A 16,673-nucleotide genomic window follows, 5' to 3' on the forward strand; every position below is an offset into this window, starting at 1 on the left:
CACACCCAACACCCAAAACAAAGGAGTGACAAGCTTGTTACCTCAATTATTAGCCTATTTGCTCGAAATAATCAAGTCCCAACATCAAATCATTGTCTATTTAATTGGTGCCTTATTAGGAAAATCCTTAAGCCGCAAAGACATGGACGAACCGGTTCGAAAACCGTACCGAAAACTTCAAGTCGATGACCTTCCCATCATCGATGTCCCAGAAACACTCGACTACCGGCAGCTTTTAGCCGACTACGAAGCCCGGCACGGCCGTCCGTTGCCGCCGATCCAACGCCGGGACAACGCTAAACACCGTGTTCCGGATTCGTTGACGTGTCCCCGTTGCCAGGCGCCGTCATCCTACCTGTACACCAACAACGGCGGAAAAGGGCAGTACCAATGCAAAGTGTGCCAATGCCGGTTCAACCATCGAAATCGGTTCAAAAAGCAAGCGGTCTTTCGTTGCCCGCACTGCTTCCAAACGCTTGAGAAAATCAAAGAACGCAAGGACTACTACATCTACAAATGCAAGAACAACGACTGCCCGTTTTACCAAAAGAACCTTCGCCGGATGAGCCAAAAAGAACGCCAACGGTTCCAGCAGAACCCTCAAGCCTTCAAGGTGCGGTATCTGTTCCGTGAGTTTTTGTTTGACTTTCAACCATTGGCCCCATCGTCGCCGAAAAAGCCAAAGGTCGATTTGTCTCGTCTGGCGGTGTCGTCGCACACCCTCGGACTCGTGTTGACGTACTACGTTAACTATGGGATGTCCTCCAGACAGACAGCCGGAATCATGAAGGATGTGCATGGCGTGTCGATCTCCCATCAGACGGTACTCAACTACGCCAATAGCGTCGCGCTCATGATTCAGCCATTTGTCGACCAGTTCCCGTACGAGCTGTCCGGCTCGTTCTGTGGGGATGAGACGTATATTCGCGTGAAAGGACGCTGGCATTACCTGTTTTTTATGTTTGATGCCGTGAAAAAAGTGGTGTTTTCGTATCGCGTCTCGCCCCACCGGGATGCGTTGTCGGCCATCCGGGCCATCGATGACGTCCTGCGAAAGCTGTCGTCCATCCCGGACGATTTGTCGTTCGTCGTCGACGGCAATCCCATTTACCTGCTGGCGCAGCACTTTTTTGCCCAGCACGGGATTCCGTTTGACGTCCGCCAAGTGATCGGACTGACCAATGAGGATCCGGTGTCCGAAGAGTTCCGCGCGCTCAAACAAATCATCGAGCGATTCAACCGGACGTTTAAAGGCAACTATCGGCCGACTCACGGATTTGGCGCGGAAGAAGGATCGGTCTCCTTTGTCACGCTGTTTGTGGCGTATTTCAACTTCCTGCGCCCGCACGGTGCACTCGAAGGCCGGGTTCCTGTCGTCATCCCGGAGCTCGCCGATCTGCCCCATATGCCGGCCCGGTGGACGAAGCTGATCGCCATGGCTCAAGATTTCCTCCAACAAGAGGCAGCCTAACTTTTTTGTCCGCCGGAGCCCATGGATCAGAAGAACAGCCGGATTCGGCGAAGCGAACCCTTGACCAACCGAACCTCGTCAAAGGTAAAATTCGGTAAGGGCAAGGGCGGCTTTCCTATGCCCTCTTTTTTGTCCCCGTCGCCCTTGACGTCCCTTTCACTCCTTTGGCGGGTGTTGGTCAAGGGCGAATCCGGCTCCAAGGATGCCTTACGATGCTCCATGGGATGGCGGATGTGGAGTTTTCATAAAACTTTTGACGCTACCATCAAACGGAGGGGGTGTTTACTACTCGTGCAGTTTTTCCATAAACCGCTCTGGTTCTTGCAATGACTGAAATCCAAACTGCCGGTAAAGTCCATGGGCGTCTTGGGTGGCTAGTAAAACGCGGCGGATGTTGATAAGGTCAGGGTGCTGTAATAGGCATTGTAACATCCATTTTCCAAGCCCTTTTCCGAGATATGCTTCATCGACGAATACATCGCACAAATAGGCAAACGTTGCTCCGTCTGTGATCACCCTTGCAAATCCAATTTGTGTCTGTTCGTGAAAGAGAGAAAAGCATAGTGAATGTTCAATCGACTTTATTATGGTGTCGCGGCCTCTTGTTTTTGCCCAATACGATTGTGCGAGAAATTCACATACACGATCAATCTGTATTTTTGTTTGATCTGTTGAAAGAGTAAAAGGTTCTTGTATATATTCGATGATTTGAAACAAGTCCTGTTTTCTCCTCTCTAGTTTTCAATGAATTATAATCAACATGAACACAAAAGACAATATAAAAATCATGATATTTACGAGTATAAACAAAACTTGTAATATTACACTTATAAAAGAACATCTATTTTATAAACAATAATTTTATTATGTCAACAAAAGAGGGGAGAAACATGGATAAACAAGAATTAATCGACCTTCTTTCAAGCAAAATGAAGCTGATTCGCACGGAAAAGGGATATACACAAGATAAGATGGCAGAAGTATTAGGGATTTCGAAAAAAACGCTCGTCCAAATTGAAAAAGGACGGACGCAGGCAAGTTGGACGCAAGTGGTCGCTCTATGCGCGTTATTCCGCGACAGCGAAATTATTGAATCGCTTCTTGGCGACACGCCACTTGAAGTGATTGAAACGGTTGCCCATGAAGAAATCGATGTGCCGAAAGGAAAAACGCTAGGTGGAAAAGTATGGTGGAAAGAAATTAAGCGGATGGGGCCGTTTCGCCTGCAGCAAAACATCATCAGCAAGCATTATCGTATTTTAGACGAGTATAATGATCGATGGTATAGCTCTTTTGATAAAGAAGAAGCATTAAAGCGGCTTGAGGAATTAGCCAAAGGAGCCATGTAAAGTTGCTTGTAACGAATCATTCCTTTTGCGCGACTAACTAGAAAAAAAGGGTGATTCGGTGAAGCGAGTGTGATGTTGTTATAGAGTGTCATCTTTTTATTTTGTTTTGCGCGCCGAGAAACACCGATTTACGCCTGTTCGTGGTTCCTCCTCGTTCACCGGCGGAAGAGTTCAGCAAAAGCGAATAGCGTGTTTTCGGGAGAAGTCGTGTGTACGTGTGAAACAAAAAGAAACGAACCGGGGGATGCGTGTGGTGATCTTTTCAGTCGGCCGTACGTGAAGAAGAATGAACGAAACGCATGTTGTCGTTTATATCGGCTTTGATGAGAGGATTGCGGATCGTGAGGGACGATCTTGTTTACGAGCATGGCGATACGGGGGCTCTGGGAATCTGCTCGCTTACGAAACCGCTGCCGCTTACAAATCCGATATCGATGAGTTGGGGAAAGGAAAACTGGTGGCGGTAGAAGAGTTAGAGAAGCACCATCTTAGCCCGTACGTGGCCGTCATTTGTGCTATTAGTTTTGTCATGTTTGCTGATTATTTGGAGAGACGTTTACAAAAACAGTAATATCGCCGATATATACGCTGTTTCCTAAATTTAACTGATTTTTGAAGCGTCTTTCTTCTCGAAGGCCTAGTTTTTTATCGGCATGAATCGCTCGTCCGTTTGTTGTCGTAATGGTAAGGGGGTCCATTCGATCATTTGTTGCAGTAAATTTCTTGAATGCTAATACCAAACGAGGCGATGCGGCAGAGCCGTTGTTTCTTTTTACGCTGAATTTAGTAGGCGGAGAACGATTTCATTCTCTTCGGCTACTAAAATGTGGTTCCCTGATTTGCGCATATCTAGGATGCATGGTTGTTCACGCTCGACGGTCATTTAACGTGCGTCTGAAGATTGGTTCCTAATATCGTTTTCGTGTGTGCCAATATCCCTGCAGTGTCTTTTGGAACGGAAAGGGATGATTCTTTTTTGATATTAGAAAAAAATTGAGTGAAAGGAAGATTGACATGCAGATTCGTCATGTATCTCCTCATGATTACAACGATATTATTAGTGTGTTAAATGACTGGTGGGGCGGGAGACAAATGGTTGACATGCTGCCAAAGCTCTTTTTCATTCACTTTCAAAACACTAGTTTTGTTGCCATCGAGCAAGAACAAATTATAGGCTTTTTGATTGGTTTTGTTTCCCAAACATATCCAGAGGAAGCGTATATTCATTTTGTTGGAGTTCATCCGGATTACCGGAAGAGAAAAATTGCTTCAAGGTTGTATGAGCGGTTTTTCGAAACAGTAAAAGAAAAAGGTTGCCGGCTTGTACGTTGTGTTACTTCACCTGTCAATCGTACATCAATCGCTTTTCACTCTCGCATGGGGTTTGACATTGAAAAGGGAGATCAGGAAATCGAAGGAGTTTCTGTATTCACGAATTATGATGGCAGGGGAGGCCATCGAGTGCTATTCGTCAAACATTTACAGGATGGGGGAAGAAACGGGGATGAGCGTTCCGTTAGCGCTGGCTATCAAGCTGCGAAATGAAGGGCATTTAGAACAATCAAGAGAACTTCTTTTAGATTTGGTCAAACGTTATCCGAATGATGGTGAAATTCATTTTTATTGCGGGCAAGTACATGATTCGATGGGATTGGAAAAAGAAGCGGTTGAATTTTATGAAAAAGCGGTTCGTTTAGGACTGAAAGAAGAAAGTTTAAAAGATGCATTTGTTTGTTTAGGAAGCACTTATCGCGTTTTGGGTAAGTATGACGAATCATTGGAAGTTTTAACAAAAGCACAGCAACAGTTTCCCGATTATAGGCCGATCCAAATATTTTTAGCATTAACATTATATAGTCTGAAACGATATTCAGAATCGATGGAAATTGTGTTAAAAAATCTAATCGATACGACTGATGATGAAGAATTGCATAGTTACCAGAGAGCTCTAAAGTATTATGCCGACCATTTAGAGTGATAAAGGGCGTGGACTTTTTGTATAATTTGTTGAAGACAGGGCATAACTATCAATGAACAGACAAAAAAGGTATACCGAAGTGCAAATTCATGTCAACTGATTTCCCAAATTCCCTTACAGAAATTATTGAAATTGTCCTGCGGTGTCAGCTCACGTAGTACAGTCAAAGAAGTAACTCATGAAGTTAATTCATTGGGCTATAGCCAAGCGGTAAGGCAACGGACTTTGACTCCGTGATGCGCTGGTTCGAATCCAGCTAGCCCAGTTCCTATAAAGGCAAGCGAATGGCGCTTGGCCTTTTTCTTTTGTTTGGAAGGATTTTTGACAAAAGTGTCAAATGATATAAAAAACGGACATACAGGGAAGGGGATTGGTGTGAAAACAGCGGATTTATGCGACCAATTTTTCGAACAACTTCAAGTTTGTCAATTATCGCTACATTCTTACGGGGGGAAAAAGGAATTTTCTGGACCGATTGCCACTGTTGATGTATTCGAGGATAATGTGCTTGTGCGTCAAGCACTTGAAACGATTCCGAAAGGATCTGTCCTCGTTGTCGATGGAAAAGGATCACGAAGCTGCGCGTTATTGGGGGATCGGCTTGCGCAAATCGCCTGCGATCGCGGGCTGGCAGGTGTCATCATTCATGGCTGCATTCGCGACTCGGCTGAAATAGCGAAGATGCCGCTTGGGGTCATGGCTATCGGCACCTGTCCGGTGAAAAGCAAAAAAGAAGGAAAAGGAATGCGTGATGTTGTGCTCGAATTTGGCGGTGTGCGCTGGGAGCCGGGCGCTTATGTGTATGCCGACAGCGATGGGATCGTCATTTCGCAAACGAAGCTTTCTGAAGCAGAATGATGAAAAAAGTTGTTGACGTTTTTCGAAAATTTATAATACTATGGATAAGGAAGCTTGTTCCATTGAAAACTGAATGACTCGTCAAAGCAAGTAAGGTGCCTTTCTCATAAAGGGATAGGCTTAAAAGGGAAGCACGGTGAAAAGCCGTCACGGTACCCGCCACTGTGATGGGGAGTTTCATTGCATCATGTCACTGAAAGCAATTTTCGGGAAGACGCAATGAAATGAAGATCCTAAGTCAGGAGACCTGCCTTATTTGTTCAGACGGATACCTACGGGATTATAGGTAGACGTGCTGGGAAAAGTGTGCCTTTATATCGGTTTTTAACGGCTGGCTTATTATATGCATTTTTTCTGCACCTCTACGTATAGAGGTGCTTTTTTATTTGGACGAAAAAGGAGAGGAAAAAAGTGGCGACATGGAATTTAATCGGAATGAAACATCACGTTCTTATTTGCAATGGAGGCAGTTGTATGCGAAAAGGGGGTGAGGAAGTGACAACAGCGATTCGCTCGGAAATTGAGCGTTTGGGATTGGACAGCGAAGTACATACATCTCGAACACGCTGCAACGGCCGGTGTGAAGATGCCTGTGTTGTCATCGTCTACCCTGAAGGAGTATGGTACAAAGCCATGAACGCGGAAAAGGGAAGAGAACTTGTGCAAAAACATTTGCGAGATGGTCAGCTGTTAGAAGAGGTGATGACATATCGATATGATGCGAAAAACGGGTTGACGATGTCAGAGAAATCGACTGCCCCCATTGGTGTTTTGAAAGTTTCTAGAAAGTAGAAAGGTGAGAAAAATGAATAAATGGAAATTAGCACTTTTGGTATGTTGTTTGAGCATTTATTTTACATTTAGCAGCTCCACATCTACGTTTGCAATGCATATCATGGAGGGATTTTTACCGGTTAAGTGGGTTATTTTTTGGTGGATCATTTTTTTACCTTTTTTTATTTTAGGACTGCGTTCTTTATTGCGTGTGACGCGTAAAAATCCTGAATTGAAGTTGCTCATGGCTCTGTCCGGAGCATTCACCTTTGTTCTTTCGGCATTAAAAATTCCGTCTGTGACGGGAAGCAGTTCTCATCCAACAGGAGTTGGGTTAGGTGCTGTTTTGTTCGGTCCGCTTGCGATGACGGTAATGGGGAGCATTGTTTTACTGTTTCAGGCGCTGTTACTTGCTCATGGTGGGCTGACGACACTAGGTGCAAACGCTGTTTCTATGGCAGTTGTTGGTCCGTTGGTGGCTTACGGAATTTATTGCTTTGGTATGAAGACTAGTATTTCTCAACGTCTTATCATTTTCTTGGCTGCCTTTTTTTCTGATTTGGCGACCTATGTTGTCACATCATTTCAATTAGCATTAGCCTTCCCTGATGCTACTGGCGGAATTAGCGCTTCGTTTTTAAAGTTTGTAGGTATTTTCGCTATCACTCAAATACCACTTGCACTTACAGAAGGACTGTTAACCGTGATTGTTTGGAATTTCCTTTGTACGTATAGCCGCCATGAATTAGAACAATTGCGTAAAGGGGTGTAAAAATTGAAACGAAATGTCTTCCTTCTCCTTCTCGCTGTCATTCTTGTTGCAGCACCATTATCGTTTATTCGCCATTCTGAGTTCGGTGGCACCGATGATAAGGCAGAAAAAGCTATTCAAGCGATTGATCCAAAATATAAACCTTGGTTTGAAACGATATTTGAGCCGCCTGGTGGAGAAATAGAAACGCTGTTATTTTCAGTACAAGCAGCAATTGGAGCAGGAGTGATCGGGTATATTATCGGCGTATATAAAGGACGTGCTGATCGAAGAGATGAAGCAAAATGATGAGCCGGTTTGATACAATTGCCTACAACAATCGATTACGAAAGGTACCTCCTGAACAAAAAGTTTTCTTTTCTTTTCTTCTGCTTTTTATCGTCATGTTAGGAAATCGTGACATGCAAACCGTTATTATCATTTGGCTGGCGGTATGGATTGTTTGGTATGCGCGTGTTTCATGGCAGGTGTATGTGAAAGCGTTATTGCTTGTTTTGACTTTTCTTTGTGTTAGTTTCCCCCTTCTTATTGTTTCGATCGATCATTCTTTTCATATTTCTGTGAACAGCAGCAATATCAGTTTAGTGATCACACTATGTTTTCGATCCATTGCAGCTTGGTCGTGCCTGTTTTTTCTTCTTGTAACAACACCGTTTACAGAGTTTCTTTATACGTTAAAGCGAATGAAAGTTCCATCAATTATCATTGAGCTGTTGTTTTTAACATACCGATTTGTTTTTGTTTTTGCCCGAGCAGCCGACGAACTTCATGTTGCTATGAAAGCGCGAAGTGGTGGAAATCATTGGCGTCATGCAGCGATGCTTATATTTCAACTTATACAAAAAACATGGCTATATTATGAAGCATTATCATTTGCTTTGCGTGCCCGCAGCTTTTCTGGCGAAATCACTTATGTGCAAAAAGAAGGGGACGTGTTATGTAAACGCTATTTATTCGAAGCGATTATCGGAGTGGTTATGATTGTACTATTGGGAGTAATAGGGGGAGAGCTGTTATAAATGTTGAAATTTCAGGATGTTTATTATACGTATCCAGACGGGCAATGTGTATTAAAAGGGTTGTCACTGCATGTTCCACTTGGGAAAAAGTGCGCCCTTATTGGTCATAACGGCTGTGGGAAAACAACGTTATTTTTACATGCGAATGGATTATTGATACCGGACAGTGGTGAAGTGTATTGGAAAGGAAAGAAAATCGACTATAAACAGAAGACATTGCAGAAATGGCGGCAAGAAGTTGGCATTGTATTTCAAAATCCTGAGCATCAGCTAATCGCTCCCACCATAACAGAAGAGCTGGCATTTGGCTTGCATAACTTGCGTGTAGAAAAAAGTGTAATAAATCAGCTCCTTCAAGAAACGATGGATGATTTTTCCTTACACAAATGGAGGGACAAGCCGATCCATCATTTAAGCCTAGGACAAAAAAAGTGGCTTTCGCTCGCTTCTGTCATGATTATGAAACCAAGTTTGTTAATATTAGATGAACCAACAGCGTACTTAGATCGCTTACAAGTGGAGCGTTTTATGGAAAAATTAAACGATATTCATCAAAAAGGGGTTACGGTGTTTATGGCGACGCACGATCTTGATCTCGTTTTCCAATGGGCAGATGTGGTGTTCGTTATGCACGATGGACAAATTGTGATGCAAGGGAAGCCGGAAGAAGTCTTTGTCCAAGGTGAAAGGCTAAAACAATTTCAAATTGGAGTTCCTTTGTTAGCGGCTGTATGGAACACCTTATTTCCTAATGAGCGTCGCATTCCGCGCAGCATAGAAGAAATAAAAGCAAGAATGAAAGTGTAAAAGAAAGGTGATAGAAATGAAAGGAAAGTTGTTAATCATTGGATTTGGTCCGGGAAGTGTGGATCACATGACAAAACGGGCGCGCGAAGGAATTGAAGAAAGTGACGTCATCATTGGCTATAAGACTTATGTTGAACTCGTATCGGATCTTATCACGGGAAAACAACTCATTAGCACCGGAATGACGGAGGAAGTAAGCCGTGCTCAGGAAGCAGTGAAATGGGCAGAGCGAGGTAAAAAAGTGGCGGTGATTTCCAGTGGGGACGCTGGTGTGTATGGAATGGCCGGACTTGTGTATGAAGTATTAATCGAGAAAGGATGGACGAAAGAAAGCGGCATTGAAGTGGAAGTGATTCCGGGAATTTCCGCGATCAACTCGTGTGCGTCTTTATTGGGAGCGCCGGTAATGCATGATGCATGTACGATTAGCTTAAGCGACCATTTAACTCCTTGGTCGCTCATTGAAAAGCGGATCGAAGCTGCAGCGGCTGCCAATTTTGTCATCGCTCTTTATAATCCGAAAAGCGGCAGAAGAACGCGACAAATCGCCGAAGCGCAGCGGATTTTATTACGCTATCGTTCGCCGCAAACACCTGTTGGTTTAGTGAAAAGTGCCTATCGCAAGCGCCAACAAATTGTCATTACTGATTTAGAACATATGCTTGAACACGAAATCGGGATGTTAACGACTGTCATTATCGGGAATTCATCGACATTTATCCATGACGGTTTCATGATTACTCCGCGTGGATATCAGCGAAAGTATACATTAAGTGCGCTCGAACAGCCATTAAAGCCGCATGAACGCCTACGGAAAGAAGCTGAGCCGTGGGCGTTGGACCAAAGTGAAGGAGCGCGTGCGCGAGATATTGCAGAACAAGCGTTACAAAAAATCGCTGCTCAAAACCACCAAGCAACGACTTTTGCCCCTTCAATTCTTGAAGTGGCTGTCAGTCCCGGAGTTGCCAATAAAACGTTTACTCCGAAGCAAATGATGGTGATGGCGGAAATTGTCGGCGAAGAAGGGACGATGATGTATACGCCAGACCATTATATGAAGCTAGAGATTCCCACTTCTGAGCCGGAAGAAGTCATTGCGAAGTTGAGAAGTGCTCAATTCATCGTCTTCCCTGTCGGCAATGTGTTGACATTAAAGGCGTGCGATTTTTGTGATGGAGAGAAAAAAGAAGCGATTCCGTATGCAGAAGAGTTGCAAAAACGAATTGGCGGAATATCGCTGCCAAAAGAAGTAAAGATCGGCTTTAATGGCTGCGGAATGGCTTGTTATGGTGCGGTTAGAGAGGATATTGGCATCGTATACCGAAAAGGAGCGTTTGATTTGTTTTTAGGTGGAAAGACGATAGGAAGAAACGCGCATCCAGGACGACTTGTTGCCGAGGGAGTTCCGCCTAGCGAAATCATCGATGTCGTTACCCGCGTTATCGAAGAATACAAGGAAAAAGGGCATCCAAATGAACGGTTCCATAAGTTTTTTCAGAGGGTGAAACAAGTGGGGGGATTCGAATACAAGGAAGACGAAAAGGTCGTACAAATTGAAGTGCCGGCATGTGGGGAGTAGAAAGGGGGGGAACTAGAATGAAAGCTATTTTATTTGTCGGGCATGGAAGCCGCGACCCGGAAGGAAATGAACAAGTTCGGCAATTTGTTGAGCAACTAAGACCGAAAATCCATCCAACTTTTTATGTAGAAACGTGTTTTTTAGAGTTTGGCTTACCAACTATCATCGAAGGAATTGAGCAATGCGTAAACGCAGGAGCTGATGAAGTGATCGTCATTCCGATTATTCTGTTAGCTGCTGGTCATTCCAAGCTTCATATTCCGGCAGCTATTGATGAGGCAAAACAAAAATACCCGCATGTTACGTTGACGTACGGCCGCCCAATCGGCATTCATGAACAGACGTTTGCCATTTTAAAAACGAGATTAATAGAGATCGGTGAAAATGTCGAAGCTCCTGATAAGGAAACAGCGGTATTGCTGCTTGGACGCGGGGGAAGTGACCCTGATGCGAACAGCGATTTATACAAAATTACCCGCTTATTTTGGGAGCAAACGAACTATTCATTGGTGGAGCCAGCGTTTATGGGGGTGACTGCTCCGCTCTTGGAAGAAGGAGTAGAGCGTTGTGTGAAGTTAGGGGCTCGGAAAATCGTGATTTTACCATACTTTCTCTTTACAGGTGTTCTAATAAAGCGGCTTGAGGAAAAAATCATCCAGTTCCGTGCACAATATCCGAACATAGAATTTCAATTAGCTGGGTACTTTGGATTTCATCCAAAGCTGCAAACGATTGTGCTCGATCGTCTCGAAGAAGCGCTCGGTCAAGCGGTTAAGATGAACTGTGATGTATGTCAATATCGCCTTCATCTCGCAGAGCACCACGATCACCACCACCATCACCATTAAGTCAGAGGGAGGAAACGTTCATGATTTTGGTGTTAGCAGGAACGAGCGATGCGCGCGCGTTAGCCTTGCGAATTAAAGAAGTGGGATACCCCGTCTTAACAACGGTTGTGACAGACCATGCCGCAAATGAATTGAGGCAAGCAGGGTTAGAGGTGTATGTTGGCCGTTTAACTGCCGCTGACATGGAAGCGTTAATTCAACAACAGGATATCAAAGCGGTGGTAGATGCAAGCCATCCGTTTGCCGAAGAAGCATCGAAAAATGCAATAAGCGCCGCTCATAGTGCCAACGTTCCGTATATACGCTATGAGCGAAAGTCGCAGTCGTTTCGTTCCGAGAAATTAACCGTTGTGAAGGATTACGAAGAAGCGGCTTTGCTTGCCGCTGAAAAGAAAGGGGTCATTTTATTAACCACCGGAAGCAAAACATTGCACATTTTTGCCGAAAAGCTTCTTCATTTACCGAATGTACGTCTCATTGCTCGCATGCTTCCTCGCAAAGATAATATCGAAAAATGCGAGCAACTTGGTATTCCGCAAAAAAATATTGTTGCCATTCAAGGGCCGTTTACAAAGGAATTTAATCAAGCGCTTTTTCAACAATTTGGCGTGACGTTGCTTATTACGAAAGAAAGCGGAAAAGAGGGAGCAGTCGACGAAAAAATTGCCGCAGCTGAAGAACTTGGGATTGAGACAATTCTCATTCGTCGTCCGACACTCGACTACGGTACGGTGTATTCGGAATTTTCTGGTGTTATCACTACTCTTTATCGACTGGTGCCACAACCAATCAATGAAAGGGGTTAAAACCGATGGATTTTCGTATGGAATTTCGGCCAATTACCGTTCAACCGCAAAAAATCGAAGAGAGAAGTTTTCAAATCATCAATGAAGAAATTGGCGAGCATTCATTTACGGAGGAACAATATCCGATTGTTCAGCGCATCATTCACGCTTCGGCAGATTTTGAGTTAGGAAAAAGTTTATTATTTCATCGCGATGCCGTTCGCGCTGGAGTAGAAGCGATTCGCAGCGGCAAGGCGGTCGTGGTCGATGTGCAGATGGTTCAAGTCGGCATTAACAAATCCCGCATTGAAAAATATGGCGGGAGTGTCAACGTATATATTTCCGATCCAGACGTAGTAGAAGAGGCGAAACGTCTGAATACGACGAGAGCGATTGTCGCGATGAGAAAAGCGGTGAAAGAAGCGGAAGGAGGAATTTTTGCGATCGGCAATGCCCCGACGGCGTTGCTTGAACTCATTCGTTTAATTAAAGAAGGAGAGGCGCGCCCGGGATTAGTGATTGGTTTGCCTGTCGGCTTTGTTTCCGCAGCCGAATCGAAAGCGGAATTAGCAAAGTTAGATGTTCCGTTTATTACAAATATAGGTAGAAAAGGAGGGAGTACGGTTACTGTTGCTGCACTCAATGCACTTTCACTTTTAGCAGAGCGAGGGTAGATGATGGCAGAGAAAAAGACGCTGCGTGAAGGATACACGACAGGAGCGTGCGCGACAGCTGCAACGAAAGCGGCATTAATCGCTTTGATTACAGGCATACCGCAAACAGAGGCAACAATTTATTTGCCGATTGGGCGATTTGTCACGTTTACTGTAGAACATTGCCAGATCACCGGGAACTCGGCAACCGCTACGGTCATTAAAGATGGCGGAGACGACCCGGATGCTACACACGGTGCTGCGATTGTCGCCACCGTTTCGTGGACGGAGCAATCCGGTATTCATTTGGACGGTGGAGCAGGAGTGGGGCGTGTTACAAAACCTGGATTGCCAGTTCCGATTGGAGAAGCGGCCATCAATCCTGTTCCCCGTCAAATGATGTATGAAACCGCGCGGGACGTACTCGAGCAATACAGCATCAAAAAAGGTGTCCGCATTATCATTTCGGTTCCCAGAGGAGAAGAAATTGCGAAAAAAACCTTAAACGCCCGTCTCGGCATTATCGGTGGCATTTCCATTTTAGGAACACGCGGCATTGTTGTTCCGTTTTCAACCGCTGCTTATCGAGCGAGCATCGTTCAAGCGATTCAAGTGGCGAGAGCGAACGGGTGTGATCATGTCGTCATTACAACGGGCGGTCGAAGTGAAAAATATGCGATGCAGCAATATGCTGATCTTCCGGAAGAAGCGTTTATTGAAATGGGCGATTTCATCGGTTTCACGTTAAAACAATGCAAAAAACACGGAATCCAAAAAGTATCGATGGTCGGAATGATGGGGAAATTTTCAAAAGTCGCGCAAGGCATTATGATGGTTCATTCAAAGAGTGCCCCTGTAGATTTTCAGTTTTTAGCGTCGATTGCCGAAGAGGTTGGTGCCCCACCTGAGTTGGTGTCCAATATTAAAGAAGCGAATACCGCGTCGCAAGTCGGTGATTTCATGCAAGCGGCTGGAAATCATCTATTTTTCGAAAAACTGTGTGACTACTGCTGTTTGTCAGCGTTAAACGAAGTTGGTGGCGGGCTTGTGATAGAAACGTCGCTGTATACGATGGGCGGTCAACTTTTAGGAAAGGCGGTACGAAACGATGCAGTCGATTAAACTCATTGGAATTGGTGCGGATGGGAAAGCAAATTTACCTTCCCTTTATGAACGTTGGATTGATGAGAGTGAAGTATTGATTGGCGGGGAGCGTCATTTAGAGTTTTTCCCTGACTATCAAGGCGAAAAAGTCATTATTCAAGGCGGCCTTTCATCGCTTGTCGACCGGTTGCGCCATGAAACGAAGCGCACCGTCATTTTAGCTTCTGGCGATCCGATGTTTTACGGGATTGGCAGCTATTTATCTAGCAAAATTCCGATAGAAGTGTATCCATCGGTCAGTTCGGTTCAATGGGCGTTTGCGAAAATGGGAGAGAAATGGCAAGATGCGTATTTTGTCAGCCTCCACGGTCGAAGTATAAAAGGACTGGCACAACGGATTGATGGACGCGAAACGGTCGCGATATTGACCGATTACACGAATTCACCGAATGAGATTGCGAAGTATTTGCTTTCGTATGGGATGACCGAATACCGGGCCTTTGTCGGCGAAAACTTAGGGGGAGCGGATGAACGCTGCCGCTACTTTGAATTAGAAGACATGATTCAAGCAGAATTCTCACCATTAAATGTTGTCGTTTTGAAAAAAACGAAAAACGGACCCTTTTGGATATTAGGCATTGATGATGAGGAGTTTTTACAGCGGAAACCAGAACAAGGGTTAATTACGAAAAAAGAAATTCGTGTGCTCAGCATAAGCGCGCTTCGTCTCCGTGAAGACAGTGTTGTTTGGGATATCGGAACATGCACTGGATCGGTGGCAATTGAAGCGGCCAAAATTGCGCGCGAAGGAGCGGTATTTGCCATTGAAAAAAATGCCCATGATATTGAGATTTGCAAGGAAAATCTAAAAAAATTTCGCGTCGATATCACGCTTGTGCATGGAAAAGCCCCTGATCATTTGCACGAATTCCTTGAACCTGATGCGATTTTTATCGGAGGGACATCAGGGGAAATGGGAGCGTTGCTTGATGTCTGCTGCCAGCGCTTAAAGAGAAATGGCCGTATTGTGATCAATGCTGTTACGATCGAAACATTATCGCAGGCGGTAGAGGGGCTCAAACAACGAGGATTTTACGTAGACATTACTCTCGCGCAAATTTCAAGAAGCAAGCCGATTTTGCAGCTAACAAGATTTGCATCACTGAATCCGATTTATATCATCACTGCAAAGAGAGAGGGAGACGAATGATAGGAACATTATACGGTGTCGGCGTTGGCCCGGGCGACCCAGAGCTGATGACGGTTAAAGCGTTTCGAAGATTAAAAGAAGCGGCAGTGATTGCTTATCCAAAGAAGCAACGCGGCAGCAAAAGCTACGCCCAACAAATTGTTGAAGCATATTTTTCACCAGCGGAAAAAGAGATGCTCGGACTTGTGTTTCCGATGACAAAAGATGTGAATGTGCTTGCGGAAAAATGGAGTGAAACGGTGGACGCTATATGGGAACAATTGCGCATTGGGAAAGATGTCGCCTTTGTCACAGAGGGTGATCCGCTTTTATATAGCACGTTCATTCATTTAATGCGGATGATGCAAGAGCGCTATCCCGACGCTCGCATCGAAGTGGTTCCAGGTGTTTCATCCGTTAATGCCGCTGCGGCTAGATTGCAGCTTCCGCTTGCCGATGGCGATGAGCATGTGGCGATTATTCCGGCGTGCGATGATTATGAAACAATGAAAAAAGCGATTGAAGATCATGATTGTGTGGTCTTTATTAAAGTTGCTAAAGTGATCGATACAATGATTCGCCTTTTACGCGAACTCAATTTATTACAGAACGCCGCTGTCGTTACGAAAGTCACCTCAAATGAAGAAATCATTTGGAATGTCGAGCAACTCGAAGGGGCTGAACTGGAATATCTAACATTAATGGTGGTGAGAAAATGAAAGTATATATCATCGGAGCGGGCCCGGGCGACCCGGATTTAATCACGGTCAAAGGATTGAAACTGCTAGAGGAAGCGGATGCGATTTTTTACACTGATTCTCTCGTGAATGACCAGTTAGTGAACCGCGCGAAACCGGGAGCGGAAATCGTTCCGACCGCCGGCATGCATTTAGAAGAAATCGTGACTGAAATAGTAGAAAGAGTGAGAGAAGGAAAAACGGTCGTGCGTCTTCATACGGGCGATCCGTCTATTTATGGAGCGACGCTGGAGCAAATATCTCTATTAAAAAAGCAAGGAATCAACGTCGAAATTGTTCCTGGAGTAAGCTCTGTATTTGCCGCTGCTGCTGTCGCACAGGCGGAATTGACCGTTCCTGATTTGACGCAAACGGTCATTTTAACACGAGCAGAAGGACGAACGCCGGTTCCTGAGCGGGAAAAGTTAGAAGAGTTAGCAAAACACCATTGTACATTAGCGCTTTTTTTAAGTGCGACCTTAACGAAAAAAGTGAAAAGCGCTTTGCAGGCGGCTGGTTGGAGCGATGACACTCCTGTTGTTGTCGTTTACAAAGCGACATGGCCCGATCAAAAAATTGTTCGTTCCACGGTCGGGACGCTAGATGAAGATATGAGAACAAACGGAATTCGGAAACACGCCTTGATTTTAGCTGGATGGGCGCTTGATTCATCCATTGCCGAGCGCGATTATCGCTCGAAGCTGTACGATAAAACGTTCACACACGGATATCGGTGGGGGGAGAAATAAG

Annotated in this window: 20 protein-coding genes, 1 tRNA gene and 1 riboswitch; of the genes, 20 read left to right on the forward strand and 1 reads right to left on the reverse strand. The window is 44.8% G+C overall.

What is annotated here, in order from left to right; genetic code table 11:
* The first annotated feature begins 34 nt into the window (after window positions 1-34).
* Entirely contained in the window at window positions 35-1,471 is a 1,437-nt protein-coding gene (locus ISX45_RS05555; RefSeq protein WP_194520197.1) for a DDE-type integrase/transposase/recombinase, read from the forward strand.
* A gap of 285 nt (window positions 1,472-1,756) precedes the next feature.
* On the opposite strand, the gene ISX45_RS05560 is transcribed toward ISX45_RS05555, so the two are convergent.
* On the reverse strand, window positions 1,757-2,188 hold the full coding sequence (locus ISX45_RS05560) for a GNAT family N-acetyltransferase (RefSeq protein ID WP_194520198.1): 432 nt from the start codon (window positions 2,186-2,188) through the stop codon (window positions 1,757-1,759).
* 173 nt (window positions 2,189-2,361) lie between these two features.
* Between ISX45_RS05560 and ISX45_RS05565 the strand changes: the two genes are divergently transcribed.
* The 19 genes from ISX45_RS05565 (at window position 2,362) to cobM (ending at window position 16,672) form a co-directional block, all read left to right on the forward strand.
* Window positions 2,362-2,820, forward strand: coding sequence for a helix-turn-helix domain-containing protein (locus ISX45_RS05565; protein WP_181556689.1), 459 nt, complete (start codon window positions 2,362-2,364; stop codon window positions 2,818-2,820).
* Between the two features lie 286 nt (window positions 2,821-3,106).
* Window positions 3,107-3,391: a hypothetical protein gene (locus ISX45_RS05570; protein WP_194520199.1), complete on the forward strand. Its 285-nt coding sequence runs from the start codon at window positions 3,107-3,109 to the stop codon at window positions 3,389-3,391.
* A 443-nt stretch (window positions 3,392-3,834) separates the two neighbouring features.
* The gene (locus ISX45_RS05575; protein ID WP_181556687.1) at window positions 3,835-4,365 is read left to right on the forward strand and encodes a GNAT family N-acetyltransferase; all 531 of its coding nucleotides are present in this window, start codon (window positions 3,835-3,837) and stop codon (window positions 4,363-4,365) included.
* Entirely contained in the window at window positions 4,325-4,798 is a 474-nt protein-coding gene (locus tag ISX45_RS05580) for a tetratricopeptide repeat protein (protein ID WP_194520200.1), read from the forward strand. The genes ISX45_RS05575 and ISX45_RS05580 overlap by 41 nt, the downstream gene beginning before the upstream one ends.
* A 193-nt stretch (window positions 4,799-4,991) precedes the next feature.
* Window positions 4,992-5,063: transfer RNA gene (locus ISX45_RS05585), tRNA-Gln, on the forward strand.
* A 110-nt stretch (window positions 5,064-5,173) separates the two neighbouring features.
* Complete coding sequence (rraA, locus tag ISX45_RS05590; RefSeq protein WP_194520620.1) at window positions 5,174-5,656, forward strand: ribonuclease E activity regulator RraA; 483 nt, start codon at window positions 5,174-5,176, stop codon at window positions 5,654-5,656.
* A gap of 76 nt (window positions 5,657-5,732) precedes the next feature.
* Window positions 5,733-5,925, forward strand: a riboswitch (cobalamin riboswitch).
* Window positions 5,926-6,067: 142 nt separating this feature from the next.
* On the forward strand, window positions 6,068-6,448 hold the full coding sequence (locus tag ISX45_RS05595; protein ID WP_181556685.1) for a (2Fe-2S) ferredoxin domain-containing protein: 381 nt from the start codon (window positions 6,068-6,070) through the stop codon (window positions 6,446-6,448).
* 13 nt (window positions 6,449-6,461) lie between these two features.
* The gene (locus ISX45_RS05600) at window positions 6,462-7,202 is read left to right on the forward strand and encodes an energy-coupling factor ABC transporter permease (protein ID WP_181556684.1); all 741 of its coding nucleotides are present in this window, start codon (window positions 6,462-6,464) and stop codon (window positions 7,200-7,202) included.
* Between the two features lie 3 nt (window positions 7,203-7,205).
* Window positions 7,206-7,490: an energy-coupling factor ABC transporter substrate-binding protein gene (locus tag ISX45_RS05605; protein WP_194520201.1), complete on the forward strand. Its 285-nt coding sequence runs from the start codon at window positions 7,206-7,208 to the stop codon at window positions 7,488-7,490.
* Entirely contained in the window at window positions 7,487-8,221 is a 735-nt protein-coding gene (gene cbiQ / locus ISX45_RS05610; RefSeq protein WP_194520202.1) for a cobalt ECF transporter T component CbiQ, read from the forward strand. The genes ISX45_RS05605 and cbiQ overlap by 4 nt, the downstream gene beginning before the upstream one ends.
* Window positions 8,222-9,028, forward strand: a complete 807-nt coding sequence (locus tag ISX45_RS05615) for an energy-coupling factor ABC transporter ATP-binding protein (RefSeq protein ID WP_181556681.1) — start codon at window positions 8,222-8,224, stop codon at window positions 9,026-9,028.
* Between the two features lie 16 nt (window positions 9,029-9,044).
* Window positions 9,045-10,607, forward strand: coding sequence for a precorrin-3B C(17)-methyltransferase (gene cobJ / locus ISX45_RS05620; RefSeq protein WP_194520203.1), 1,563 nt, complete (start codon window positions 9,045-9,047; stop codon window positions 10,605-10,607).
* Between the two features lie 17 nt (window positions 10,608-10,624).
* Entirely contained in the window at window positions 10,625-11,455 is an 831-nt protein-coding gene (locus ISX45_RS05625; RefSeq protein WP_194520204.1) for a sirohydrochlorin chelatase, read from the forward strand.
* A 20-nt stretch (window positions 11,456-11,475) separates the two neighbouring features.
* A complete protein-coding gene (cobK, locus tag ISX45_RS05630; RefSeq protein ID WP_181556678.1) occupies window positions 11,476-12,261 on the forward strand; it encodes a precorrin-6A reductase in 786 nt (261 codons plus the stop codon).
* Between the two features lie 5 nt (window positions 12,262-12,266).
* Entirely contained in the window at window positions 12,267-12,914 is a 648-nt protein-coding gene (locus tag ISX45_RS05635) for a precorrin-8X methylmutase (protein ID WP_194520205.1), read from the forward strand.
* 3 nt (window positions 12,915-12,917) lie between these two features.
* Window positions 12,918-14,015: a cobalt-precorrin-5B (C(1))-methyltransferase gene (locus tag ISX45_RS05640; RefSeq protein WP_194520621.1), complete on the forward strand. Its 1,098-nt coding sequence runs from the start codon at window positions 12,918-12,920 to the stop codon at window positions 14,013-14,015.
* On the forward strand, window positions 14,002-15,207 hold the full coding sequence (gene cbiE / locus ISX45_RS05645) for a precorrin-6y C5,15-methyltransferase (decarboxylating) subunit CbiE (RefSeq protein WP_181556675.1): 1,206 nt from the start codon (window positions 14,002-14,004) through the stop codon (window positions 15,205-15,207). Before ISX45_RS05640 ends, cbiE begins: the two co-directional genes overlap by 14 nt.
* On the forward strand, window positions 15,204-15,905 hold the full coding sequence (cobI, locus tag ISX45_RS05650; RefSeq protein WP_181556674.1) for a precorrin-2 C(20)-methyltransferase: 702 nt from the start codon (window positions 15,204-15,206) through the stop codon (window positions 15,903-15,905). The genes cbiE and cobI overlap by 4 nt, the downstream gene beginning before the upstream one ends.
* Complete coding sequence (cobM, locus tag ISX45_RS05655; protein WP_194520206.1) at window positions 15,902-16,672, forward strand: precorrin-4 C(11)-methyltransferase; 771 nt, start codon at window positions 15,902-15,904, stop codon at window positions 16,670-16,672. The genes cobI and cobM overlap by 4 nt, the downstream gene beginning before the upstream one ends.
* The last annotated feature ends 1 nt before the right edge of the window (window position 16,673 follow it).

Source organism: Thermaerobacillus caldiproteolyticus (genome assembly GCF_015326725.1).
GTDB lineage: Bacteria > Bacillota > Bacilli > Bacillales > Anoxybacillaceae > Thermaerobacillus > Thermaerobacillus caldiproteolyticus.